The organism is Paraburkholderia sp. CI3, assembly GCF_050436505.1.
GTDB classification, from domain to species: domain Bacteria; phylum Pseudomonadota; class Gammaproteobacteria; order Burkholderiales; family Burkholderiaceae; genus Paraburkholderia; species Paraburkholderia tuberum.
Genome location: NZ_JBNDMI010000004.1, coordinates 3349933 through 3372537, shown reverse-complemented (window position 1 = coordinate 3372537; position 22605 = coordinate 3349933). Strand labels below are relative to the sequence as shown.

20 protein-coding genes and 1 pseudogene are annotated in these 22605 nt (G+C 64.6%); 16 read left to right on the top strand and 5 right to left on the bottom strand.

Annotated elements, in window-relative coordinates:
• Positions 1–5: 5 nt before the first annotated feature.
• From OKW29_RS36940 to OKW29_RS36930, 3 genes are all read right to left on the bottom strand, one after another.
• Complete coding sequence (locus OKW29_RS36940; RefSeq protein WP_429294414.1) at positions 6–863, bottom strand: enoyl-CoA hydratase/isomerase family protein; 858 nt, start codon at positions 861–863, stop codon at positions 6–8.
• 54 nt (positions 864–917) lie between these two features.
• A complete protein-coding gene (locus OKW29_RS36935; protein ID WP_429294413.1) occupies positions 918–2171 on the bottom strand; it encodes an ABC transporter substrate-binding protein in 1254 nt (417 codons plus the stop codon).
• A gap of 130 nt (positions 2172–2301) precedes the next feature.
• Entirely contained in the window at positions 2302–3285 is a 984-nt protein-coding gene (locus OKW29_RS36930; protein ID WP_429294412.1) for a fumarylacetoacetate hydrolase family protein, read from the bottom strand.
• A 147-nt stretch (positions 3286–3432) separates the two neighbouring features.
• On the opposite strand from OKW29_RS36930, the gene OKW29_RS36925 reads away from it, so the two are divergent.
• The 7 genes and pseudogenes from OKW29_RS36925 to OKW29_RS36895 all read left to right on the top strand — a co-directional run bounded on the left by OKW29_RS36925 (position 3433) and on the right by OKW29_RS36895 (position 11585).
• Entirely contained in the window at positions 3433–4359 is a 927-nt protein-coding gene (locus tag OKW29_RS36925; protein ID WP_184026476.1) for an IclR family transcriptional regulator, read from the top strand.
• A gap of 42 nt (positions 4360–4401) precedes the next feature.
• A complete protein-coding gene (locus OKW29_RS36920; protein WP_429294411.1) occupies positions 4402–5721 on the top strand; it encodes a DUF3108 domain-containing protein in 1320 nt (439 codons plus the stop codon).
• Positions 5722–5871: 150 nt separating this feature from the next.
• Positions 5872–6660 carry an alpha/beta fold hydrolase gene (locus OKW29_RS36915; protein WP_429294410.1) on the top strand — a complete coding sequence of 263 codons (789 nt, stop codon included), beginning with the start codon at positions 5872–5874 and terminating at the stop codon, positions 6658–6660.
• A 118-nt stretch (positions 6661–6778) separates the two neighbouring features.
• Positions 6779–7036, top strand: a complete 258-nt coding sequence (locus tag OKW29_RS36910; protein ID WP_062125693.1) for a BTH_I0359 family protein — start codon at positions 6779–6781, stop codon at positions 7034–7036.
• A 293-nt stretch (positions 7037–7329) separates the two neighbouring features.
• On the top strand, positions 7330–8400 hold the full coding sequence (locus OKW29_RS36905; protein ID WP_429294409.1) for a homocysteine S-methyltransferase family protein: 1071 nt from the start codon (positions 7330–7332) through the stop codon (positions 8398–8400).
• A gap of 68 nt (positions 8401–8468) precedes the next feature.
• Positions 8469–11198: pseudogene (gene metH / locus OKW29_RS36900) on the top strand (methionine synthase); the annotation flags it as partial.
• A 189-nt stretch (positions 11199–11387) separates the two neighbouring features.
• Positions 11388–11585: a hypothetical protein gene (locus OKW29_RS36895; RefSeq protein ID WP_018419250.1), complete on the top strand. Its 198-nt coding sequence runs from the start codon at positions 11388–11390 to the stop codon at positions 11583–11585.
• Between the two features lie 131 nt (positions 11586–11716).
• Here OKW29_RS36895 and OKW29_RS36890 read toward each other — a convergent pair whose 3' ends face one another.
• A complete protein-coding gene (locus OKW29_RS36890; protein ID WP_018419249.1) occupies positions 11717–12043 on the bottom strand; it encodes a DUF1840 domain-containing protein in 327 nt (108 codons plus the stop codon).
• 459 nt (positions 12044–12502) lie between these two features.
• Here OKW29_RS36890 and argS point away from each other — a divergent pair, with 459 nt between their 5' ends.
• The 8 genes from argS (at position 12503) to OKW29_RS36850 (ending at position 20871) form a co-directional block, all read left to right on the top strand.
• Complete coding sequence (gene argS, locus OKW29_RS36885) at positions 12503–14293, top strand: arginine--tRNA ligase (protein WP_429294408.1); 1791 nt, start codon at positions 12503–12505, stop codon at positions 14291–14293.
• Between the two features lie 61 nt (positions 14294–14354).
• On the top strand, positions 14355–15176 hold the full coding sequence (locus tag OKW29_RS36880) for an SPOR domain-containing protein (RefSeq protein WP_429294407.1): 822 nt from the start codon (positions 14355–14357) through the stop codon (positions 15174–15176).
• Positions 15177–15352: 176 nt separating this feature from the next.
• Positions 15353–15991 (top strand): thiol:disulfide interchange protein DsbA/DsbL, encoded by a 639-nt coding sequence (locus OKW29_RS36875; RefSeq protein WP_187628331.1) that lies wholly within the window; start codon positions 15353–15355, stop codon positions 15989–15991.
• 15 nt (positions 15992–16006) lie between these two features.
• Positions 16007–16780 (top strand): SDR family oxidoreductase, encoded by a 774-nt coding sequence (locus OKW29_RS36870; protein ID WP_429294406.1) that lies wholly within the window; start codon positions 16007–16009, stop codon positions 16778–16780.
• Positions 16781–16783: 3 nt separating this feature from the next.
• On the top strand, positions 16784–17602 hold the full coding sequence (locus OKW29_RS36865; protein WP_429294405.1) for a helical backbone metal receptor: 819 nt from the start codon (positions 16784–16786) through the stop codon (positions 17600–17602).
• A 281-nt stretch (positions 17603–17883) separates the two neighbouring features.
• The gene (locus tag OKW29_RS36860) at positions 17884–19470 is read left to right on the top strand and encodes an ABC transporter substrate-binding protein (RefSeq protein WP_429294404.1); all 1587 of its coding nucleotides are present in this window, start codon (positions 17884–17886) and stop codon (positions 19468–19470) included.
• A gap of 155 nt (positions 19471–19625) precedes the next feature.
• Positions 19626–20336, top strand: coding sequence for a LysM peptidoglycan-binding domain-containing protein (locus tag OKW29_RS36855; protein ID WP_429294403.1), 711 nt, complete (start codon positions 19626–19628; stop codon positions 20334–20336).
• A gap of 91 nt (positions 20337–20427) precedes the next feature.
• Positions 20428–20871: a lysozyme inhibitor LprI family protein gene (locus tag OKW29_RS36850; RefSeq protein ID WP_429294402.1), complete on the top strand. Its 444-nt coding sequence runs from the start codon at positions 20428–20430 to the stop codon at positions 20869–20871.
• Positions 20872–20939: 68 nt separating this feature from the next.
• Here OKW29_RS36850 and OKW29_RS36845 read toward each other — a convergent pair whose 3' ends face one another.
• Positions 20940–22013 (bottom strand): MBL fold metallo-hydrolase, encoded by a 1074-nt coding sequence (locus tag OKW29_RS36845; protein WP_429294401.1) that lies wholly within the window; start codon positions 22011–22013, stop codon positions 20940–20942.
• A gap of 153 nt (positions 22014–22166) precedes the next feature.
• Here OKW29_RS36845 and OKW29_RS36840 point away from each other — a divergent pair, with 153 nt between their 5' ends.
• Positions 22167–22571, top strand: coding sequence for a MerR family transcriptional regulator (locus tag OKW29_RS36840; protein ID WP_184026376.1), 405 nt, complete (start codon positions 22167–22169; stop codon positions 22569–22571).
• The last annotated feature ends 34 nt before the right edge of the window (positions 22572–22605 follow it).

Below are 22605 nucleotides of genomic sequence, written 5' to 3'. Positions count from 1 at the left end.
TGACATCACGATCGTTGGTCGTTACGTGGACCGCCCGCGCCAAAATCGGGCGCGCGCCGCTCGCGCAACGAGCTCAGGCCCTCGCGCACGTCGGGTCCCGCGAAGCCCATGAATTCCAGCGCGAGCGACGTATCGAACGCCGGCCCCGCCGTGCGCAGCCAGTTGTTCAACGCGTACTTGGTCCAGCGGATGGCGGTCTGCGAACCGTCGGCCAGCTTGCGCGCGACTTCGAACGCCTTCGGCAGCAGATCGCTTTCGTCGAGGGCCAGCGACACGAGCCCGATGCGCTCCGCCTCCTCGCCGCTCACCGGCTCGCACAGCAGCAGGTAGTACTTCGCCTTCGCCATGCCGCACAGGAGCGGCCAGACGATCGCTGCATGATCGCCCGCGGCGACGCCGAGGCGCGTGTGTCCGTCGATGATGCGGGCCGTCTTCGCCGCGATCGAGATATCGGCGAGCAGCCCCGCGACGAGCCCCGCGCCGACCGCCGGCCCGTGCATCGCCGACACGATCGGCTTGCCGCAGTTGATCACGTTGTAGACGAGATCGCGCGCTTCGCGCCACACACGCGTGCGCACCTCAAAATCGTTCGCCATGTCCTCGACGAGCTGCAGATCGCCGCCGGCCGAAAAGCCTTTACCCTCGCCGCGAATGATCGCGACGCGCGTATCGGGATCGCGATCGATATCGCGCCAGATTTCCGCGAGCTCGTAATGCATGCGTGCGTTCGCGGTCGCGAGGCCGCTTTTATTCGCGCCCTCGCCGCTCATCACGACTTCGAGCACGCCATGCGGATGACGCTGCAAACGCAGCGACTGGTAGTGCGCGTAGTACGCGTCGTTCGGTTGCGATGGCTGAGGCATGGTGAGCAGTCCGGAGGAGATTCGTTCAGTCGCGCGCGGAACGCCGCGACCCGTTCAATGCGGCTGATAAAGCCACTTGCCATTGGTGATTTCGACCATCACGCGGGCGCGCTGATCGAGCCCGAGATGATCGGCCGCGCTCATGTTGACGACGCCATTGGTGTCCGCGAGACCGCGTGTTCCTTCGAGCGCGTCGCGCAGCGCGCGGCGAAACGGCGGCGTGCCGGGCGCGCCGGCTTTCAGCGCGAGCGGAATCGCATGCTCGAGCAACGCGCCCGCGTCCGACGTGTACGAACCGAATGCCGACACGCTGCCCGCCCCGTGCTGCGCCTCGAAGCGCGCGATGTAATCGAGGGCGAGACCCTTCGCCGGATGATCGGCCGGCAATTGCGCGGCGACCAACACTGGGCTCGCGGGCAGGAAGGTGCCGTTGCAATCGGCGCCGCACACGCGCAGGAAGTCGTTATTGCCGACGCCGTGGTTGTGATAGATGACGCCCTTGTAGCCGCGCTCGCGCAGCATTTTCGGCGGCAACGCGGCAGGCGTGCCGGCCGCGCCGACCACTACCGCGTCGGGGTGGGTCGCGAGAATCTTCAGCACCTGGCCGGTCACGCTCGGATCGGTGCGATTGAAACGCTCGCTCGCGACCACATCGATGTGATGCAGCTGCGCGAACTTCGCGACCTCGGCGTAGAACGTCTCGCCGAGCGCGTCGGCCTGGCCGATGAACGCGATCGTCTTCACGCCGTGTCCGCTCGCATGCTCGGCGATCGCCGAGGCCATCATCGCGTCGGTCTGCGGCGTCTTGAAGACCCAGCGACGTTTCGCGTCGACCGGTTCGATGATTTTCGCGGACGACGCCAGCGAGATCATCGGCGTTTCGCCCTCGGCGACCACGTCGATCATCGCGAGCGAATTCGGCGTGATCGACGAGCCGATGATCGCGTCGACGTGATTCTCGCTGATGAGCTTCCTGGTGTCCTGCACGGCGTGGGTCGTGTCCGATGCATCGTCGAGCACGATGTATTCGACGTTCTGCCCGCCGATCTGTTTGGGTAGCAGCGCGACCGTGTCGCGCGCGGGAATGCCGAGCGACGCGGCCGGCCCGGTCAGCGACAGCACGAGACCGATCTTCACCTGCGCGAACGATGTCAGCGGCAACGCGCAGGCAAGCGCGGCCCACAGCGTCGCGGCGCGCCGCGCGAAGCGCCGACCACGTTGAGGCAAGCCACGCGCGCTCGTGCGCGCTTCAATGGGCGACGCGCAAGCGCGCCGACGTCCAGCTGCGGAGAAGTCCAATCGCGGCATGCTGTCCTCACGTCGGGGTTTTCGTTGTGATGTTTGCCGCAGTGTAGCCGCGCGCGCAAGTGGCGGCATCGGGCGAAACCCTTTCGCGCGTGCCGCCCGAGTCAAAGCATTGCCGCGTGAGCGCCGCGCTTCATTCGAGCGGCGCGATGCTCTGCTCGATCGCACCGAAAATCGACTTGCCCGCATCGTCGAACATTTCGATCCTCACGGTGTCGCCGTATTTCATGAACTCCGTTTGCGGCGCGCCGTGCTCGATCGTTTCGAGGCAGCGCTTCTCGGCGATACAGCAGTAGCCGCGTTTCGCGTCCTTGTTCGACACCGTGCCCGAACCGACGATGGCACCAGCACGCAGATTGCGCGTTTTCGCGGCATGCGCGATCAGCTGACCGAAGTGAAACACCATATCGGTGCCCGCGTCGGCCTGGCCGACCTTCCTGCCGTTCCAGTGGACGATCATCGGCCGATGCACGCGGCCTTCGCGCCAGTGTTCGCCGAGCTCGTCGGGCGTCACGGCGACCGGCGCGAATGAGGTGGCCGGCTTGCTCTGGAAAAAGCCGAAGCCCTTCGCGAGTTCGGCGGGGATCAGGTTGCGCAGCGACACGTCGTTGACGAGCATGACCAGCCGCACGCCGCGCAGGGCCTGCTCGGGCGTCGCGCCCATCCGCACATCGCCGGTGACGACCGCGACTTCGGCCTCGAAGTCGATGCCGTACTCTTCCGATGCGCACGCCACGTCGTCGCGCGGGCCGATGAAGTCGTCGCTACCGCCCTGGTACATCAGTGGGTCGGTCCAGAATTCGGGCGGCATTTGCGCGCCGCGCGCGCGCCGCACGAGCTCGACGTGGTTCACGTACGACGAGCCGTCGGCCCACTGGAACGCACGCGGCAGCGGCGCCATGCACTCTTTGGCGTCGAATGAAAAGCTGTTGCGCGCACGGCCCTGGTTCAGCGCATCGTAAAGGTCGTGCAGTTGCGGCGCGTAGAAGGCCCAGTCGTCGAGCACGCGCTGCAGCGTGGGCGCGATCGCGTCGGCGATGGCCGCCGTGTGCAGGTCGCGGGACACGACGATCAGTTGACCGTCGCGCGTGCCGTCCTTCAGCGAGGCAAGTTTCATAGAGCTGTGAACCGTGTATTAGTGACGATGGAAGGAATGTATTCTACGATGGTGAATCGGCGCGGCCCAATATCTGCGTGTTCGTCGTCGTGTCACCGTAGCCGTCTCCATTACGATCACCGAACGCGCTGCCCGCGCCTTTTGCACATGTCCGCCAACGCCCGCTCCGGCACGATCCGCACCCGCACCGACGCCGCGTCCGCCGACGATCTGCTCGATCCCGCCCATGCAACCGACGCAACCGGCGCCGACGACGAACCCGGCGAACCCGGCGAAGAAAAACTGCGCTCGGGCATCCAGTCGATCGAGGTCGGTTTCAGGCTGCTCGACGTGCTGACCCACGAGCCGCGCGCGATGATGCTGCGCGATCTCGCGCAGCGCGCGGGCATGAGTCCGGCGAAGGCGCATCGCTATCTGGTCAGCTTTCTGCGTCTCGGCGTAGTCGCGCAGGACCCGCTGTCGGGCCGCTACGAACTCGGCGGCTTCGCTTTGCAGCTGGGGCTCGCGCGGCTTGCTCGCGTCGACGGTGTGAAGCTCGCGCGCATCGCGCTCGCCGAACTGCGCGACCGGCTCGACCTGACCGTCGGCATCGCGGTGTGGGGCAATCAGGGACCGACGATGGTGCACTGGATGGAGTCGAGCTATCCGGCCAAGGCGTCGCTGAAGCTCGGCGACGTGATGCCCTTGCTCAGTTCGGCGACCGGTCTGCTGTTCGCCGCCTACCTGCCGTCCGGCAAGACCGCCGCGATGCTCGAGCGCGAGCTGGCCGACTCGCGGCGCTCGTCGTATAGCGGCGCGCCACGCACCCGCGAAGAGGTCGACCAGGTGCTCGCCGAGGTGCGCGAGCACGAGGCGGCGCGCGTCGAAGGCATGCTGCTGCCGACGATCCACGCGTTTTCGTTGCCGGTGTTCGATTCGACCGGCGAACTCGCGCTCGGTCTCGTCGCGCTCGGCCATGAAGGCGCGTTCGATATCCGCTGGGGCGGCGAGATCGATACCGCGCTGCGCGAATGCGCGCGCAAGCTGTCATACGAACTCGGCTATAGCGCGACGCCGCGTGGTGACAACGGTTGATACGCACCGTATCCTTTCACGCTCTCACCGATTCAAGCGCCGATGGATTTTGCTTCCGCCAACCGCCGTCATGATCGCCTGCCCGCTTTTGGTAGCGGGCCGGGACGCGGCGCACGCGCGTGGCGCTGGATCGCCGTCCTCGCGGCCGTCGCGGTTGTGCACTGGATCGCGGCGCAATGGTTCGAGCGCAATCGCGTGGATCTGAATCCGGCGAATCGCGAGCATGTGCCGGTGCAGGTCGTGCTGCTGACGCCCGAAAGGGTCGAGCGTCAACCCGCGCCACAGCCCGCCGTGCCGGCGCCGCATCCGCCCGCGCCTGCACGCAAGCCCGCGGCGAGGCCGCCGCGCGAGCAGCATGTGATGACCGCGTTGCAACCGGCCAAACCGAACGAGCCCGCGGCCACGTCGGCATCGGAGGTGGCGGCTAGCGCGCCACCCGCCATCGCGAACGCGAATGCATCGGCCCATGCGAATGCCAGTGGCGCCGTCGCGAGCGCCCCTGCCGCGGACAGCGCGCCGCAAGCGTCGCAGGGCGTGAAGTTTTCGGTACCGCCGTCGGCCGAACTCGACTACGACACGTTCTACAACGGCGTGCGCAACGCGCCCGGCACGATCCATTGGGCGAGCGACGGGCAGGGCTACGAAATGGTCGTATCAGTGCCGCTGCCGTTCGTCGGTCCGTTCGTGTTTTCGAGCCACGGCGGCATCGATGCCTTTGGCCTCGCGCCGGCGCAGTACAGCGAAAAGCGTGGCCGTCGCGCCGAAGACATCGCGATCTTCAATCGCAACGACAAGAAGGTTGGCTTTACGCGCACGCCCGCCTCGTTGCCGTTGCCCGACGGCGCGCAGGATCGCTTCAGTGTCGTGATGCAGCTCGCGAGCCTCGTGCGCGGCGATCCTGACGCCTATAAGCCTGGCGTGACGCGACAGTTTTTCGTCGTCGATACCGATAGCGGGGAGAATTGGCCGATCGAGACGATCGGCGACGAAACGATCCGCGCCGCGCAAGGCTATCTGGAGACGCGTCACTTCAAACGTCTGCCGCGCCACGATGGCGACCAGCGCCGCGTCGATGTGTGGCTCGCCCCGTCCCTTGGCTGGCTGCCGGCGCGCATCCTGCAGACGGAGCCGAACGGTACCCAGTTCGAACTGGTGTGGCGCGGCACGCTGAATGTCGATGGCACGTCGCCGGATCACCGCGGCAATGGTGGCGCGCCGGCCACGCCTGCTGCACCCGCAGCCCCCGCTGCCACGGGCCCTGCAACGCCGGCGCCAGCTCCGGCCCACGCATCGGCAGTAACACCCGAGGCCGCCCCAACTGCACCGGTCGATTCGACCGCTCCGACCATCATCAAACCGTGACAGGTTTCGTGACAGAGTGTCACGAGCAAATCCGCACGAGATCGGCGAAACTTCCTTTGGAACGCTGACTCGCACGTCAATGGAGCCCCGTTCGCGCGAACGAGGCGACCCACCGCGCTTTTTCACTGCGTTTCCTTCAAAGGAGTCCACATGCAAGTGAACATCAACGGTATCGACACACGCTACGTGCTGAGCAACGAAGGCGGCGGCCCGTGGCTCACGTTCATCCATCAGTTGGGCGGCGATCTTTCCATCTGGGATCAGATGGCAGGCTATTTCCGCGACGATTACACGGTGCTGCGCTACGACGTGCGCGGCCACGGCCACAGCGCGGTTGCGCGCGAGCCGTTCGCCATGCGCGATCTGGCCGACGATCTCGCCAAACTGCTCGATGCCCTCGGCGCGCGGACGACGCACCTGGTCGGCCTGTCGCTCGGCGGCATGATTGCGCAGCAGTTCGCGCTCGACCATCCATCGCGCATCGACACGCTGACGATTGCGGACAGCACCGGCGGCACTCCGCCCGAGAACCGTGAGTTGTGGAATCAGCGCGCCCACACCGCGCGCAGCGACGGCATGGAGGCGCTGTTACCGTCGACGATCGCGCGTTGGCTCACGCCCGACTTTCAGGCCGGCCATCCCGAAGCGGTCGAGCCGATCCGTGAGACATTTGCGCGCACCTCGCCGGAAGGTTTTGCGATGGCCTGCGAGGCACTGCGCGATTTCGACCTTCGCGGCCAGCACGGCGCAATCCGCTCGCCGACGCTGACGGTGGCCGGACGTCACGACACTGGCACGCCCCCTGCTGCTACGCAGGCAATAGCGGAGGCGATCGAGGACGCCCGCTTCGAGTTGCTGGACGCCGCGCATCTCGCGCCAATCGAGCAATCACACCGTTTTGCCGCCTTGCTTGAATCGTTTCTGGAGCGGCGAGTCTAACCATCAGGTCCGGAGTTTTTACTTGCGTCGTCCGGACCCACCCCTTGAATTCCATCCCACATGCTCCACCTACGGTGCAGAAAAGGGCAGGAGCCCAACGGAAATAAGGAGTGTCGCCATGCAAATGATCTATAACAGCCCTAACTACTGTGTCGTCGAGTTTCCTCCGCAGGAAGGTCTGCTTGCCATGAAGTCGGGCGGCTACGAGATTGTCGACAAGAACATGCAGCGCGAAATCTACATCGACGGGGCAATGGCGGCGCGTTTTCGCGAGCATGTGCAAAAGCTGATCGAAGGCGAGCCGACGCTCGACGAGGTTGATGAATTCCTCGGTCAATTCGACAGTCTGATGCATCAACCAGTGGTCCTGCATTGACCGGAGGTGTTCAGCTGGCGCTCTGGCGACATCGATCGACCGCACCGCGCGGCTTTGCCGGCGGGTTCCATCAAGCGGTCGGCGGCAGCGAAACGGCCCGGCAGGCTTTGGCTTGCCGGGCCGTTTTTTATTGCATCGTTTGTTAGCGCGTTTCTGAATTCCCGGCGCGGCGCGTTCGTATCGGTCGATTTTGCCGGCCGCGCCTCGCACTCTCCTCCGCGGCGGGCGCATCCGCCCGGCTGCGGCTACAATGACAGGCTTTCCGCCAACGCCGGCGCAAGCCCTCGTCCGCCATGACCCAGCCTGCTCAATCCATCACGCCAGTCCGTTCGGAGCCCGCCTACACCCGCGGCGCAGCGCTGCCCGCGCTGCTGAACTCGCGCATCCTGATTCTGGACGGCGCGATGGGCACGATGATCCAGCGCTACAAGCTCGACGAAGCCAGCTATCGCGGCGAGCGCTTCAAGGACTACACGCGCGACATCAAGGGCAACAACGAACTGCTGTCGATCACCCAGCCGCAGATCATCGCCGAGATTCACGAGCAGTATCTCGCGGCGGGCGCGGACATCATCGAGACCAACACGTTCGGCGCGACCACGGTCGCGCAGGCCGACTACGGCATGGAATCGCTCGCCGTCGAGATGAACATCGAATCGGCGAAGCTCGCGCGCGCCGCGTGCGACAAATACGCAACGCCGGACAAGCCGCGCTTCGTCGCCGGCGCGATCGGCCCGACGCCGAAAACCGCCAGCATTTCGCCGGACGTCAACGATCCGGGCGCGCGCAACGTGACCTTCGACGAACTGCGCGCCGCGTACTACGAGCAGGCGAAAGCGCTGCTCGACGGCGGCGCGGACCTGTTCCTCGTCGAAACGATCTTCGACACGCTGAATGCGAAGGCCGCACTGTTCGCGCTCGACGAGCTGTTCGAAAACACCGGCGAGCGTCTGCCGATCATGATCTCGGGCACCGTCACCGATGCGTCGGGCCGCATTCTGTCGGGCCAGACCGTCGAGGCCTTCTGGAACTCGCTGCGTCACGCGAAGCCGCTCACGTTCGGCCTGAACTGCGCGCTCGGCGCGGCGCTGATGCGTCCGTACATCGCCGAGCTCGCGAAGCTGTGCGACACCTACGTGTCGTGCTATCCGAACGCCGGCCTGCCGAACCCGATGAGCGACACCGGCTTCGACGAATTGCCCGCGGATACCTCTGGCCTGCTGAAGGAATTCGCCGAAGCGGGGCTCGTGAACATCGCCGGCGGCTGCTGCGGCACGACGCCCGAGCACATCGCGGCGATCGCGAAGGCGCTGGCCGAGCTGAAGCCGCGCAAGTGGCCGAGCCAGTATCGCGACGCCGCCTGAGCCCGCCTGCAACACTTCGCCCCGACGCCCTGCACGTCCTGCACGTCCCTTAACGCACGCACCCGACTCGCACACACGCCATGACCGATCACACCATGCGCCTTGCCGGCCTCGAGCCGTTCAACGTCACGTCCGGGACGCTCTTCATCAACGTTGGCGAACGCACCAATGTGACCGGCTCGAAAGCGTTCGCGCGAATGATCCTGAACAATCAGTTCGACGAAGCATTGGCCGTCGCGCGCCACCAGGTCGAGAACGGCGCGCAGGTAATCGACATCAACATGGACGAGGCGATGCTCGATTCGAAAGCGGCAATGGTCCGCTTCATGAATCTGATCGCGTCGGAGCCGGACATCGCGCGCGTGCCGATCATGATCGACTCGTCGAAGTGGGACGTGATCGAGGCGGGTCTCAAGTGCGTGCAGGGCAAGGCGATCGTCAACTCGATCTCGCTGAAGGAAGGCAAGGAAGCGTTCGTTCATCATGCGAAGCTGATTCGCCGCTATGGCGCGGCTGCGGTCGTGATGGCGTTCGACGAACAGGGCCAGGCCGATACGTTCCAGCGCAAGACCGGGATTTGCAAGCGCTCGTACGACGTGCTCGTCAACGAAGTCGGCTTTCCGCCCGAGGACATCATCTTCGATCCGAACATCTTTGCGATCGCGACCGGCATCGAGGAACACAACAACTATGCGGTCGACTTCATCGAGGCGACCCGCTGGATCAAGCAGAACCTGCCGTACGCGAAGGTGAGCGGCGGCGTGTCGAACGTGTCGTTCTCGTTCCGCGGCAACGATCCGGTGCGCGAGGCGATTCACACCGTGTTCCTCTATCACGCGATCCAGGCGGGGATGGACATGGGCATCGTCAACGCGGGCCAGCTCGGCGTGTATGCCGAACTCGATCCCGAACTGCGCGAGCTCGTCGAAGACGTCGTGCTGAATCGCCGTCAAGACGGCACCGACCGCCTGCTCGAAATCGCCGACAAGTTCAAAAGCGGCGCCGCGAAGAAGGAAGAGAACCTCGAGTGGCGCAAGCAGCCGGTCGAGAAGCGTCTCGCGCATGCGCTCGTGAGCGGCATCACCACGTTCATCGTCGAAGACACCGAGGAAGTGCGCGCGAAGATCGCCGCTGCAGGCGGCCGTCCGATCAACGTGATCGAAGGTCCGCTGATGGACGGCATGAACATCGTCGGCGACCTGTTCGGCCAGGGCAAGATGTTCCTGCCGCAGGTCGTGAAGTCGGCGCGCGTAATGAAGCAGGCGGTCGCGCATCTGATCCCGTTCATCGAGGAAGAAAAGCGCCAGCTCGCGGCGGCCGGCGGCGACGTGCGCGCCAAGGGCAAGATCGTCATCGCGACCGTGAAGGGCGACGTGCACGACATCGGCAAGAACATCGTGTCGGTCGTGCTCCAGTGCAACAACTTCGAAGTGGTCAACATGGGCGTGATGGTCCCGTGCAGCGAGATCCTCGCGAAGGCGAAGGTCGAGGGCGCGGACATCATCGGGCTGTCGGGCCTGATTACGCCGAGTCTCGAAGAAATGGCCTACGTCGCATCGGAAATGCAGCGCGACGACTACTTCCGCGTCAAGAAGATTCCGCTCCTGATCGGCGGCGCGACGACCTCGCGTGTGCACACGGCGGTGAAGATCTCTCCGCACTACGACGGGCCGGTGGTCTACGTCCCGGACGCGTCGCGCTCGGTATCGGTCGCCTCGAGCCTGCTGTCCGACGAGGGCGCCGCGAAGTACATCGACGAACTGAACGCCGACTACAACCGCATCCGCGATCAGCATGCGAACAAAAAAGCACAGCCGATGGTCACGCTCGCGCAAGCGCGCGCCAATAAGACGAAGATCGACTGGGCAGGCTATCAGCCGGTCAAGCCGAAGTTCATCGGCCGGCGCGTGTTCAAGAACTTCGATCTGAACGAGCTCGCGAACTATATCGACTGGGGTCCGTTCTTCCAGACGTGGGATCTCGCCGGCCCATATCCGGCGATTCTCAATGACGAGATCGTCGGCGAATCGGCGCGGCGCGTGTTCTCCGACGGCAAGTCGATGCTCGCGCGCCTGATTCAGGGCCGCTGGCTGCAGGCCAACGGCGTGATCACGCTGTTGCCGGCCAACACGGTGAACGACGACGACATCGAAATCTACACGGACGAATCGCGCACCGAAGTCGCGCTGACGTGGCGCAATCTGCGTCAACAGAGCGTGCGGCCGGTGGTCGACGGGGTGATGCGGCCGAACCGCTCGCTGGCCGACTTCATCGCGCCGAAGGACTCGGGCGTCGCCGACTACATCGGCATGTTCGCGGTGACGGCGGGTCTTGGCGTCGACGTGAAGGAGAGGCAGTTCGAGAAGGATCTCGACGACTACAGCGCGATCATGCTGAAGGCGCTCGCGGACCGGCTCGCCGAAGCATTCGCCGAAGCGTTGCACGCGCGTGTGCGGCGCGACCTGTGGGGCTACGCGAACAGCGAAAACCTCTCCAGCGACGAGCTGATCGCCGAAAAATACCGAGGCATCCGCCCGGCGCCAGGCTATCCGGCCTGCCCCGACCACCTCGTCAAGCGCGACATGTTCGACGTGCTGCAGGCGAACGAAATCAACATGAGCCTGACCGAATCGCTGGCGATGCTGCCGGCGGCGAGCGTGTCGGGCTTCTACCTCGCGCATCCGGACAGCACCTATTTCTCGGTCGGCAAGATCGGCGCGGATCAGCTCGACGACTACGCGCAGCGGATGTCGCTCACGAAAGCGGACGCCGAGCGCGCGTTGGCGCCGTTGCTTTGAGCGTGAAGCGATACGTGGCCGGGCCGTGCGGCCCGAGCCGCGCGTGCGCGACTATATCGAGTCCGAAAGACTGAATATTTGGCGCCACGGCAATTTCGGCTTTGTAGACTGAGTCGGCTTTCATCCCGTCAGGCGCGAGCACAACGCGCCGGCTCACCGAAATTGCAACCGTCAACGGAGAAAAATCGTATGAAGAAGCTGACACTGTTATTGACCGCTGTTTCGCTGGCCGCGGGCGCTTCCGTGGCGCTCGCACAACCCGCCGCGCCGGGCGGATCGAGCGCGGTCAGCTCCTACTCGCCCCCCACCGAGGCGCATGTCAAAAAGGCGAAGAAGCAAAAGATGAAGAAAGGCGCGGCAGCGTCGGCGGCCCCCGCGAGCCAGTGAGCGGCGAGGCGGACAAGCCCTCTGAATGACAAAGAGCCCGCGTCAAGCGGGCTCCTTTCTTTGAGTGCGCCCCAAAAGCGCTTATGAAGGCCTTCTGAGACCGGGCCGCGGCGCTCGGGACCCAGCAGAAATCAAAGCCCCCAGACGATATCCGCGTTTTCCTTCTGCGCCGCGCGCAGCATGTCGAGGAACGGATACGCGCGCTGCGCGAGACCGGGCGGAATCTCGTGACGATCGCGGCCGTCTTCGCCCTCGTGGAAATGGCCCTCGTGCTCGGCGCGCTCCTGCTTGTCGGAGGTGATCGCCGCTTCGAGCTTCTCGATGGCCGGGCCCAGTTCGTCGTGAGTAATGACGCCCCGCTGCCCAAGGCGTTTGCCGACAATGCCGACCAGATACTGCGCCAGATTCTCCAGCATCATCACGTCCGGGCAGGCGTGGCACTTGAAAGTAATCAGCATGACTGTTCCCTTTTTCGTTATGTCGGGTTAACGCATGAGCGTCCCAAGGGCTGCAACAGCGTGCGCCTGACGTGGCGCCGGCAAGCCGCGGCGGCCCCAGCCCCTCGTGGGCAACTCATTGAACATATTAGCACCTGCTAAAATCCGTCTGAACGGAAAAGCGCGCCGCCCAGCGCCACGTATGGCAAGGCTCGACGAGCATCGCACACGTGGGCCAAGCGGGGGCGTCGAACCATCGGCCGCGATCCGCATGCCGCGCGAGCCTGCGTGCCGGCGGGCCGCCGAGCGGAGTCCACCGCGTTGCGCTGCTTGCGTCTCGTCGCATCGCCTGGGGGGACAGTCTGCCGGCGGCGCAGCCATCGGCGCCGCAAAGCGCTGCCGCGTTCAACGCTTGCGACACCGGCCTCGGCCGGCGCCTCTTCCGCCTTACCGGATTGCCTCACTGGACTCGCAACAAGCATGCTGCCCGCACACAAACACACACTCGAAACACTGCTCGCCGAGACGGTGAAGCAGGTCGCGACCGCCACCCAAGGCGCGACGGAAGCCGCCTTCGTCTCGCCCGCCATCGCGCTGGAGCGCCCGAAAGTCGCCGCGCACGGCGACGTCGCGTGCAACGTCGCGATGCAGCTCGCCAAGCCGCTGCGCGCCAATCCGCGCCAGCTCGCGCAACAGATCGTCGATGCGCTGCTCGTCAATCCGCAGGCCAAAGGCCTGATCGACACCGCCGAAGTGGCGGGCCCCGGCTTCATCAACCTGCGGCTCACGGCCGCAGCCAAGCAAGGCGTGATCGCCGCCGTGTTCGCCGAGAAGGACGCGTACGGCCGCTCACGGCGCGACGCCGGCAAGCACGTGCTGATCGAGTTCGTGTCGGCCAACCCCACCGGCCCGCTGCACGTCGGCCACGGCCGCCAGGCCGCGCTCGGCGACGCGCTCGCGAACGTGCTCGCGTCGCAGGGCTGGGACGTGCACCGCGAGTTCTACTACAACGACGCCGGCGTGCAGATCCACACGCTCGCCCTGTCGACCCAGGCACGCGCACGCGGCCTCGCCCCCGGCGACGAAGGCTGGCCCGCGTCGGCCTATAACGGCGAGTACATCGCCGACATCGCGAAAGACTATCTGAACGGCATCACGGTCGAGGCGAGCGACGGCGAGCCCGTCACCGGCGCGCGCGACGTCGAGGACCTCGAGGCGATCCGCCGCTTCGCGGTCACGTATCTGCGTCGCGAGCAGGACATGGACCTGCAGGCGTTCGGCGTGAAGTTCGACCAGTACTACCTGGAATCGTCGCTGTACACGGAAGGCCGCGTCGAGAAAACGGTCGACGCGCTGATCGCCGCGGGCAAGACCTACGAGCAGGAAGGTGCGCTGTGGCTGCGCACCACCGACCACGGCGACGACAAAGACCGCGTGATGCGCAAGACCGACGGCACCTACACGTACTTCGTGCCGGACGTCGCCTATCACGTCGCGAAGTGGGAGCGCGGCTTCACCAAGGTCATCAATGTGCAGGGCTCGGATCACCACGGCACGATCGCGCGCGTGCGCGCAGGTCTGCAGGGTCTCGGCATCGGCATTCCGAAGGGCTACCCCGACTACATCCTGCACAAGATGGTCACGGTCATGCGCAACGGCGAGGAGGTGAAGATCTCGAAGCGCGCGGGCAGCTACGTGACGGTGCGCGACCTGATCGAATGGTCGGGCGGCGCGACGCCGGGCTCGGAAGCGGCCGTCGATCTGATCGACGAGGAAACCATTCGCCGCGGCCGCGACGCGGTGCGCTTTTTCCTGATCTCGCGCAAGGCGGACACCGAGTTCGTGTTCGACATCGACCTCGCGCTGAAGCAGAACGACGAGAATCCGGTGCACTATGTGCAGTATGCGCACGCGCGCATCTGCTCGGTGATCGCCGAGTGCAACGCGCGCTACGGCCTGGACGAGAACGCGCTCGCAAGCGTGGACTTCGCGCCGCTGACAAGCGAGCGCTCGATGGCGCTGCTCAACAAGCTCGCCGAATTCCCGGACATGCTGCAGCACGCCGCCGACGAACTCGCGCCGCACGCGGTCGCCTTCTACTTGCGCGAACTCGCCGGCGAATTTCACTCGTTCTACAATGACCGTGCCGAGCGCGTGCTGGTCGACGACGCGGCCGAACGCAACGCTCGCGTCGCGCTGCTCGCGGCCACGCGCCAGGTGCTGGCCAACGGTCTCGCGACGATCGGCGTCTCCGCTCCCGTCAAGATGTAACTCCTCCAGCGTAATATGCGCGCGGCCGTCGTTATAATCGGCGGCCGTTCCTGGATTCTTTTTGCAGGTGATTCGTACGATGGCAAAACCACGCCGCACAACAAAGCAATCGAAGCAAACCGGGGGCACTTTTCTCGGCATCGTGCTGGGCCTGATCGTCGGCCTGGCGATCGCGGTAGTGGTGGCACTGTATATCACCCGTGCGCCTACGCCGTTCGTGTCGAAGGTCGCGCCGCCAGCGGCGACCGACAACGGTGCGAGCCAGGCGCAATACGATCCGAACCGTCCGCTGCAAGGCAAGACGCCGGGCCAGCCGGTGCCGCAGGCCGCGCAACCGGCTCCGCCGAACACCGCGCCGGGCCAGACCAACGCCCAGACCCAGTCGGGCATGCTCGAAGAACCGCAGATCGTCGAAGTGCCGCCGTCGGGCGGCAACGCGAATAACAACGGCACGGCGGTCGCGCCGAATCCCGCGCAGGAGAACGGCACCGGCGGCATCGTCGCGCCGGCGCCGGCGAAGAAGCCGCAGACCTCGAGCGCGCCGGCCGCCACCGCGGCAGGCTCCGTGCCTAAGAGCACGAGCGCGACCACGGTCGCCAACGCCAAGCCGGGCTCGGCCGCCGCTCCGGCGCCGGGCGAGGCGAACACCGGCTATTTCCTGCAGGTCGGCGCGTACAAGACCTCCGCCGATGCCGAACAGCAGCGCGCGCGCCTCGCGTTCCAGGGCTTCGAATCGAAGGTCACGCAGCGCGATGCCGGCGGCGTCACGTACTACCGCGTGCGCATCGGGCCGTTCTCGAAGTTCGAGGACATGAATTCGAGCCGTCAGCGTCTGTCGGACGCGGGTGTCGATACCGCGGTGATCCGCTTCACCAAACAATAAATAAACGGTAATGCCGGCCCGCACGGCGCGTCGAACCATCGGCGCGGCGCGCGGGTCACAAGCACGATGGCCGCTTCGACCTGTATTGTGGCGGGCGGCCACACCGAATCCGACCAGCGGCGACGGGCCCTTAGCATGGCGTCGCCGCGCTACCGCCTTATCTGGGTCTACACAACATGAAAAAGCTGCTGAGCATCCTGTTTCTCTCGCTAGGCCTGATCGCCGCCAGCGCGCATGCGTCGCCGACCGCGCCGGTTGCCGGCAAGGACTACACCGTGCTGGCCTCGCCGCAACCGACCGACGTGCCGGCCGGCAAGATCGAAGTCATCGAATTCTTCTGGTACGGCTGCCCGCATTGCAATGAATTCGACCCGTTCCTCGAAGCCTGGGTCAAGAAGCAGGGCCCGGACGTCGTATTCCGCCGCGTGCCGGTCGCCTTCCGCGACGACTTCATCCCGCACTCGAAGATGTACCACGCGCTCGACGCGCTCGGCGTCGCGAACGAACTGACGCCGAAGGTGTTCAACGAAATCCATGTCAACAAGAACTATCTGCTGACGCCGGAAGACCAGAGCAAATACCTTGCGACGCTCGGCGTCGATCCGAAGAAGTACATGGAAGCGTACAACTCGTTCTCGACGCAAAGCGCGCTGCAGAAGGACAAGAAGCTGCTCGACGACTACAAGATCGACGGCGTGCCGACGCTCGCCGTGCAGGGCAAGTATGAAACCGGCCCGGCCGCGACCGGCACCCTGCCGGGCACGGTCCAGGTGCTCGACTACCTCGTCTCGCAAGTCCGCGCCAAGAAGATGTAATCACGAGGCGCCGGTATGACCTCTCCGCTGAAGGTTTTCATTACCGGCGCTTCGAGCGGCATCGGCCTCGCGCTCGCCGGCGAATACGCACGGCGCGGCGCGATTCTCGGCCTCGTCGCCCGCCGCGGCGACGCGCTCGCCGCGTTCCAGCGGTCCCATCCCCAGAACACCGTCTCGATCTACGCGCTCGACGTGCGCGACGCGGAAGCGCTCGCCGATGCGGCCGCGCGCTTCATCGCCGCGCACGGCCTGCCGGACGTCGTGATCGCCAACGCCGGCATCAGCCGCGGCACGCTAACGGGTCACGGCGATCTGCGCACGTTCCGCGAGGTGATGGACATCAATTACTTCGGCATGGTCGCGACGTTCGAGCCATATGCCGCCGCGATGGCCGCATCGAAGCGCGGCACGCTGGTCGGCATTGCGAGCGTCGCGGGCGTGCGCGGCTTGCCCGGTTCGGGCGCGTACAGCGCGTCGAAATCGGCGGCCCTGAAGTATCTCGAGGCGTTGCGCGTCGAGATGCGGCCGTTCGGCGTCGGGGTCGTCACGATCGCGCCCGGCTATATCCGCACGCCGATGACCGAGCACAATCCGTACAACATGTCGTTCCTGATGGACCCCGACCGTTTCGCGGCGAAGGTCGCGCGGGCGGTCGAACGGCAGACGTCGTTCGCGGTGTTTCCGTGGCAGATGCGCGTGGCCGCGATGCTGCTGCATGTGCTGCCGCGCTGGCTCTACGACCGCGTGTTCGAACGCGCGCCGCGCAAGCCGCGCGCCACCACCGAGTAAGCCATGCAGTCCCGTGCGGTCGATGCAGCCGGCGTCGCGCACCAATCCGCGGGCACCGACGCGCGCATCGTGTCGCTGGTGCCGAGCCTCACCGAAACGCTGTTCGCGCTCGGCCTCGAGCGGCAGATCGTCGGGCGCACCGGCTTTTGCGTGCATCCGCGCGACAAGGTCCGGGCGGTGCCGAAGGTCGGCGGCACGAAGGCCGTCAAACTGGACGCGATCCGCGCGCTGCGCCCCACCCATCTGATCGTCAATGTCGACGAGAACGAACGCGACACCGTCGAGCAACTGCGCGCGTTCGTGCCACACATCGTCGTCACCCATCCGCAGACGCCGCACGACAACCTCGCGCTGTTCGCGCTGCTCGGCGCGATCTTCGGGCGTGAAGAAGAAGCGCGGCGCTTGAGCAACTCGCTCGAAGCGCGTCTGCGCGAAGCCGGCGCTCACGCCTTCGCCGCGCAGAGCGTGCTGTACCTGATCTGGCGCGAACCGTGGATGAGCGTCGCACGCGACACCTATATCGCCGCGATGCTGCGCCTCGTGAACTGGCATACGCTGCCCGACGTGCGCGGCGGCAGCGCGGGCGCCGCGCGTTACCCCACGCTCGACTTCGACGACGCGCCGTGGCTCGCGCAGGTCGAGCGCGTGCTGCTGTCGAGCGAGCCGTACCGCTTCACGGCCGCGCATCGCGATGCGCTCGCGCGCGATCCGCGTCTCACCGGCAAGCGCATCGATCTGATCGATGGGGAAATGACGTCGTGGTACGGCGTGCGCGCAATAAGTGGCATCGGCTACCTGCTGCGTCAGGCCGCCGCAGCCTGAGGCGGCAGCATGGCCGCGCCGCCCCCATATGGATATGTCGATTAAATTGTTGTCGCCAAAATGGCCCTTCGATAAGCTTTCGCGAAGGCGCGCCGCCGGCCAGGCCTCGAAGGCCGGCCCCCAGGCCTCAGGCCGGGATCGCCCGACCTGTACGACGGCGCCGGGAACGTATCACAATCGTGGCGACGCGCGCGCCGGGACCGCTGACCTGCCCGCTCACGCATCGCCGCCATAAACACAACCAGACGCACTGCCTGACTGCGCTCGTTACCGGAGATCTTATGCGCTTCAAACTGCTCGCAGCCGCCATCCTGCTCACTGCGCCCGCGCTCGTGCTCGCCAAACCGTTGACCGTCTGTACCGAATCGAGCCCCGACGGCTTCGACGTCGTGCAGTTCAATTCGCTCGTCACGACGAATGCATCGGCCGACGTGATCTTCAACTCGCTGGTGTCGTTCGACGAAGCCGCGAAGAAGGTCGTGCCCGCGCTCGCCGACAAGTGGGAAGTGAGCCCCGACGGCCTGACGTACACGTTCCACCTGCGCCCCAACGTGCAGTTCCAAACCACCGACTACTTCAAGCCCACCCGCGCGCTCAATGCCGACGACGTGATCTTCACGTTCGACCGCATGCTCAACGACAGCAATCCGTGGCACAAGGTGGCGGGCGCGAGCGGCTTCCCGCATGCGCAATCGATGGGGCTGCCGAAGCTGATCAAGTCGATTACCAAGGTCGACGACAACACGGTCAAGTTCGAGCTGAACGAGCCGAACGCGACGTTCCTGTCGATCCTGACGATGGGCTTCGCGTCGATCTATTCGGCCGAGTACGCGGATCAGTTGCTGAAGGCCGGCAAGCAGGTCGATCTGAATGCGAAGCCGATCGGCACCGGCCCGTTCGTGCTGAAAAGCTATACGAAAGACGCGGTGATCCGTTATGACGCGAACCCGACCTACTGGGGACCGAAGCCGAAGATCGAGCGCCTGATCTACGCGATCACGCCGGACGCGACCGTGCGCGCGCAGAAGGTGAAGGCTGGCGAATGCGAGATCGCGCTGTCGCCGAAGCCGCAGGATCTCGCCGACGCGAAGAACGACAAGTCGCTCGCGATCGTGCAGACGCCCGCGTTCATGACGGCCTTCGTCGCGCTGAACACGCAGCAGAAGCCACTTGAAAACCAGAAGGTGCGCGCCGCGCTGAACATGGCGTTCGACCGCACGACATATCTGAAGACCGTGTTCGACAACACCGCGACGCCGGCCGTGAACCCGTTTCCGCCGAATACGTGGAGCTACAACCATTCGATCAAGGGCTGGCCGTACGACCCGGCGAAGGCGAAGAAGCTGCTCGCCGACTCGGGCTATCCGAACGGTTTTGAAACGACGATCTGGGTGCGTCCGAATGGCAGCGTGCTCAATCCGAATCCGAAGGCCGGTGCCGAACTGCTGCAGGCCGACTTCGCGAAGATCGGCGTGAAGGCGGACGTAAAGGTGATCGAATGGGGCGAGCTGATCAAGCAGGCGAAGCAGGGTCAGCATGACACGCTGTTCATGGGCTGGGCCGGCGACAACGGCGATCCGGACAACTATCTGTCGCCGCTCTTCAGTTGCAACGCGGTGAAGTCGGGCATCAACTTCGCGCGCTTCTGCGATCAGGACCTCGACAAGCTGATCGCCGACGGCAGAGCGACGTCCGATATCGCCAAGCGCACGAAAGCGTATGAAGCCGCGCAGCAGATCATCCACGACGAAGCGCTGTGGATTCCGCTCGGCTATCCGACCGCTGCCGCGATCACGCGCACGAACGTGAGCGGGTATCACGTGAGTCCGTTTGGTCGGCAGAATTTTGGGGCGGTGGTGGTGCAGTGATTCTGCGCTGCGGTTGACGCAGCCGGCCGTGCAAGAAAGCCCGGTTCTTGAACCGGGCTTTTTTTATTCAACGCGCGAATTGGCTGGTTGCATCTGACACTGCGTAACCTTTTTTCGACGTGATCTCGGGCCTTCGCCCGCCAGACCGATTCCTTATGCAATTTTCCTCAGGCAAGAAGCTGATAATTGCTTGCAAAGTAGCCGCCCACACTTTGACAGAAGGAATGGTTATGGCAATGCAAGCTCCAACGAGGACAGGTTTTGAACGGTGGCAGGATGGCGTTAGCAAGGCTGTAAGCGATGCCAAATGGAATTCCTGGGACTGCGAGATCCAGATGGCAGTCCATGAGTACCACCGCCATCTCTGCGGCACTTCCGGGTACGTGTCCCTGGACTGGCAGCTTATCAAGGCGATGTTGTGGGTCGAAACAGGTGCCCACGATCCTGAGTGGAACGCCAAGCCGATGCGAATTGGGGTTGCAGGCGATCCTGGATTAGCATCGCTGCTTTCAGGTAATGAAGGCGGCGATTTGATTGTGCCGCCAGCCTGGATAGGACGGCTGACAATGGCCTCAGTCAGAACGATACCGGCGTATAACATCCGTGCTGGTATTGGATATTTGCTGATGCGCATGGCACATTTTAAGTACCGAAGCGTACTTCGTGCTGACCCTGAGGTTTACGAAATCGCCGTCAGGCCAGGAGACAGCCTCGACAAGATGGCGAAGGCTCAGGGCACGACGATCGACACGTTAAAAGAGCTGAATCCCACCGCCACCGTTCTGCGACCCGGACAAGTGTTGAAGTACCGGAAGGCTTCAGTTCAAAGGCTATTACGAGCTGGCGCCCCTTCTCCGCGGCATTGATAGCGGAGCGTTATAACGGAGGCGGTGACCTCAACTACGCCAGAAAGCTTGATTACGCTTTGTCAATGGTGCGTAAAGGAAAGGTGGCCCTATGCGCGCGATAAAGCTGATCTGTTTAGGCCTCGCCGCCTGCCTGCCAACGTTGGTCCTTGCGGCCTCAACTGCTCTCGTTGCAAGCGAGCGGGCTTTACGCGAAGAATGCAGTGCATTCTCGCAAGCGGGAATGCGGGACTGTCTGGCAGAAAAAGCAGAGGCCAGTCAGAAGGCCCTCAGACGAGCCGAGGAGAAGATGGCTGGCACCCTCTCCAAATGGGATGAAGACAACAAGTACGTGAACCAGGCCAAGGCAAGACTCGTCGCATCAAACAGCAAATTCGCTAAGTACCGCGAGACTCAATGCCAGTTCGCAGCTTCGCTAAGCGGTGGTGGAGCCGGCAGTGCACGCGAAGTGCGCAGTTTGGCTTGCGTTGCGGAACTCAACAACCGGCGTGCCCAGCAACTTCGCGACGCTGCATCTGACTTGCCGTTGAAATAGTTCGAATGAACACACCCAGCACCGTTGCGCCGCTGAGTGCGCTCATATAGCGCATCGAATCGAAAAGATCACACCGCCGCAAACCGAATCACCCCATCCGCATCGTGCGTCCGCTTCAAATCCCCCGCCCGCCACAGCAGATGCAAATGCGCGAGCGCCTCACCCATCGCGAACGTCATCTGATGGATATCGAGCTGGCGCTTGAACATCAGCGGCACGATATCGGCGGCGCTGCGCGGCTTTTCCGCACATGCTTCGCGCACTTCGGCGAGCCGCGCGTCGTGATGCTCGCGCAGTTGCTGAATGCGCGTGCGCACGCCGCGAAACGGCTTGCCATGCGACGGCAGCACGAGCGTAGCTTCAGGCATCGTCTCGTAGCGGCCGAGCGACTCCAGATACAGTTCGAGCGGTGAACCCTCAGGCTCGATATCGAACACCGACACGTTGGTCGAAATGCGCGGCAGCACCATATCGCCGGAAATCAGCGTGCCGGCTTCCGCGCAGTACAGCGCGCAGTGCTCAGGCGAATGGCCGAAACCCGTCACCACGCGCCACGTCCTACCGCCAATCCTGACATCCTCGGATTCGCGCAAACGGCGGTATTGCCCCGGAATCGCCGGCACGAGGCTCGCGTAGTAGCTATTGCGATTGCGCAGTTTTTCGAGCGATTCGGCGTCGGTCAGACCGTGCCGCGCGAAGTGCCGCGCCGCGGCCTCGCCACCCGCGTTCGAGCCGTCGCCGGTCGCCATCACGCGCGCCTGCATGTATTCGCCGAGCGTCATCCACAGTCGCGCGTCCCAACGCTTTTTATCGCCACCGCCGCACACCCAATGCGCGAGGCCGATGTGATCCGGATGGCAATGCGTGACGATCACGCGCAGCACCGGCAGGCCGTCGAGCACCGATTCGAACACGCTCTCCCAATTCGCCTTGATCGTGTCCGACGTGATGCCGCAATCGACCAAGGTCCAGCCTTGCTGGCCGTCGATCTCATCGCGCAGCAGCCACAGGTTGATATGGTCGAGCGCGAATGGCAGCGGCATGCGCAGCCAAAGCACGCCGGGCGCGACTTCCATCGTGCGGCCCGCGTCGGGCATCGTGTCGTTGAAGGGGTATTCGAGCTGGTGTTCGAGTGCATTCATGGGGACTGTCTTCCTCCGACGACCCTCCGGGCGAGGTGTGAGATGCCGGTCGGCCGGGTTGTGGTTGCTTTCCGCTCAGGTTGACGATAACGTAAACGTCGATTCTATCGTCCAATCCGGTTTTGTGCCGACCAAGGGCCACGAGATGTCCCGATGAATACGCAATACACGATCACCGAGCTCGCGCGCGAATTCGACGTCACGCCACGCGCGATCCGTTTCTACGAAGACCAGGGTTTACTCTCACCGAGCCGCGAGGGTTCGAGCGGCTTGCGGCGCGTCTATTCGGGCCGCGACCGCACGCGTCTGAAGCTCACCTTGCGCGGCAAGCGGCTCGGCTTCACGCTTTCGGAGATCCGGGACCTGCTCGACGTCTACGAATCGCCGACCGATACCGTGCCGCAGTTGCACGCGTTCCTCGCGACGGTCGCGCGTCATCGCGAAGTGCTCGAACGTCAGCGAGAAGATCTCGACGCGACGCTCGAAGATCTCGCGCAGTATGAAGCGCAGGCGCGCGCGCTGCTCGATGGCGCGAGGCACGAAGCGAAGCCTGCCTGAAGCTGCCTGACTCTGACCGGCGTTTGCGGAGCGC

Bases quoted from the DNA above. Each gene is read 5' to 3' on its own strand.
- OKW29_RS36940 (WP_429294414.1), bottom strand. From the start codon at position 863: ATGCCTCAGCCATCGCAACCGAACGACGCGTACTACGCGCACTACCAG.
- OKW29_RS36935 (WP_429294413.1), bottom strand. From the start codon at position 2,171: ATGCCGCGATTGGACTTCTCCGCAGCTGGACGTCGGCGCGCTTGCGCG.
- OKW29_RS36930 (WP_429294412.1), bottom strand. From the start codon at position 3,285: ATGAAACTTGCCTCGCTGAAGGACGGCACGCGCGACGGTCAACTGATC.
- OKW29_RS36925 (WP_184026476.1), top strand. From the start codon at position 3,433: ATGTCCGCCAACGCCCGCTCCGGCACGATCCGCACCCGCACCGACGCC.
- OKW29_RS36920 (WP_429294411.1), top strand. From the start codon at position 4,402: ATGGATTTTGCTTCCGCCAACCGCCGTCATGATCGCCTGCCCGCTTTT.
- OKW29_RS36915 (WP_429294410.1), top strand. From the start codon at position 5,872: ATGCAAGTGAACATCAACGGTATCGACACACGCTACGTGCTGAGCAAC.
- OKW29_RS36910 (WP_062125693.1), top strand. From the start codon at position 6,779: ATGCAAATGATCTATAACAGCCCTAACTACTGTGTCGTCGAGTTTCCT.
- OKW29_RS36905 (WP_429294409.1), top strand. From the start codon at position 7,330: ATGACCCAGCCTGCTCAATCCATCACGCCAGTCCGTTCGGAGCCCGCC.
- OKW29_RS36895 (WP_018419250.1), top strand. From the start codon at position 11,388: ATGAAGAAGCTGACACTGTTATTGACCGCTGTTTCGCTGGCCGCGGGC.
- OKW29_RS36890 (WP_018419249.1), bottom strand. From the start codon at position 12,043: ATGCTGATTACTTTCAAGTGCCACGCCTGCCCGGACGTGATGATGCTG.
- argS (WP_429294408.1), top strand. From the start codon at position 12,503: ATGCTGCCCGCACACAAACACACACTCGAAACACTGCTCGCCGAGACG.
- OKW29_RS36875 (WP_187628331.1), top strand. From the start codon at position 15,353: ATGAAAAAGCTGCTGAGCATCCTGTTTCTCTCGCTAGGCCTGATCGCC.
- OKW29_RS36870 (WP_429294406.1), top strand. From the start codon at position 16,007: ATGACCTCTCCGCTGAAGGTTTTCATTACCGGCGCTTCGAGCGGCATC.
- OKW29_RS36865 (WP_429294405.1), top strand. From the start codon at position 16,784: ATGCAGTCCCGTGCGGTCGATGCAGCCGGCGTCGCGCACCAATCCGCG.
- OKW29_RS36860 (WP_429294404.1), top strand. From the start codon at position 17,884: ATGCGCTTCAAACTGCTCGCAGCCGCCATCCTGCTCACTGCGCCCGCG.
- OKW29_RS36855 (WP_429294403.1), top strand. From the start codon at position 19,626: ATGCAATTTTCCTCAGGCAAGAAGCTGATAATTGCTTGCAAAGTAGCC.
- OKW29_RS36850 (WP_429294402.1), top strand. From the start codon at position 20,428: ATGCGCGCGATAAAGCTGATCTGTTTAGGCCTCGCCGCCTGCCTGCCA.
- OKW29_RS36845 (WP_429294401.1), bottom strand. From the start codon at position 22,013: ATGAATGCACTCGAACACCAGCTCGAATACCCCTTCAACGACACGATG.
- OKW29_RS36840 (WP_184026376.1), top strand. From the start codon at position 22,167: ATGAATACGCAATACACGATCACCGAGCTCGCGCGCGAATTCGACGTC.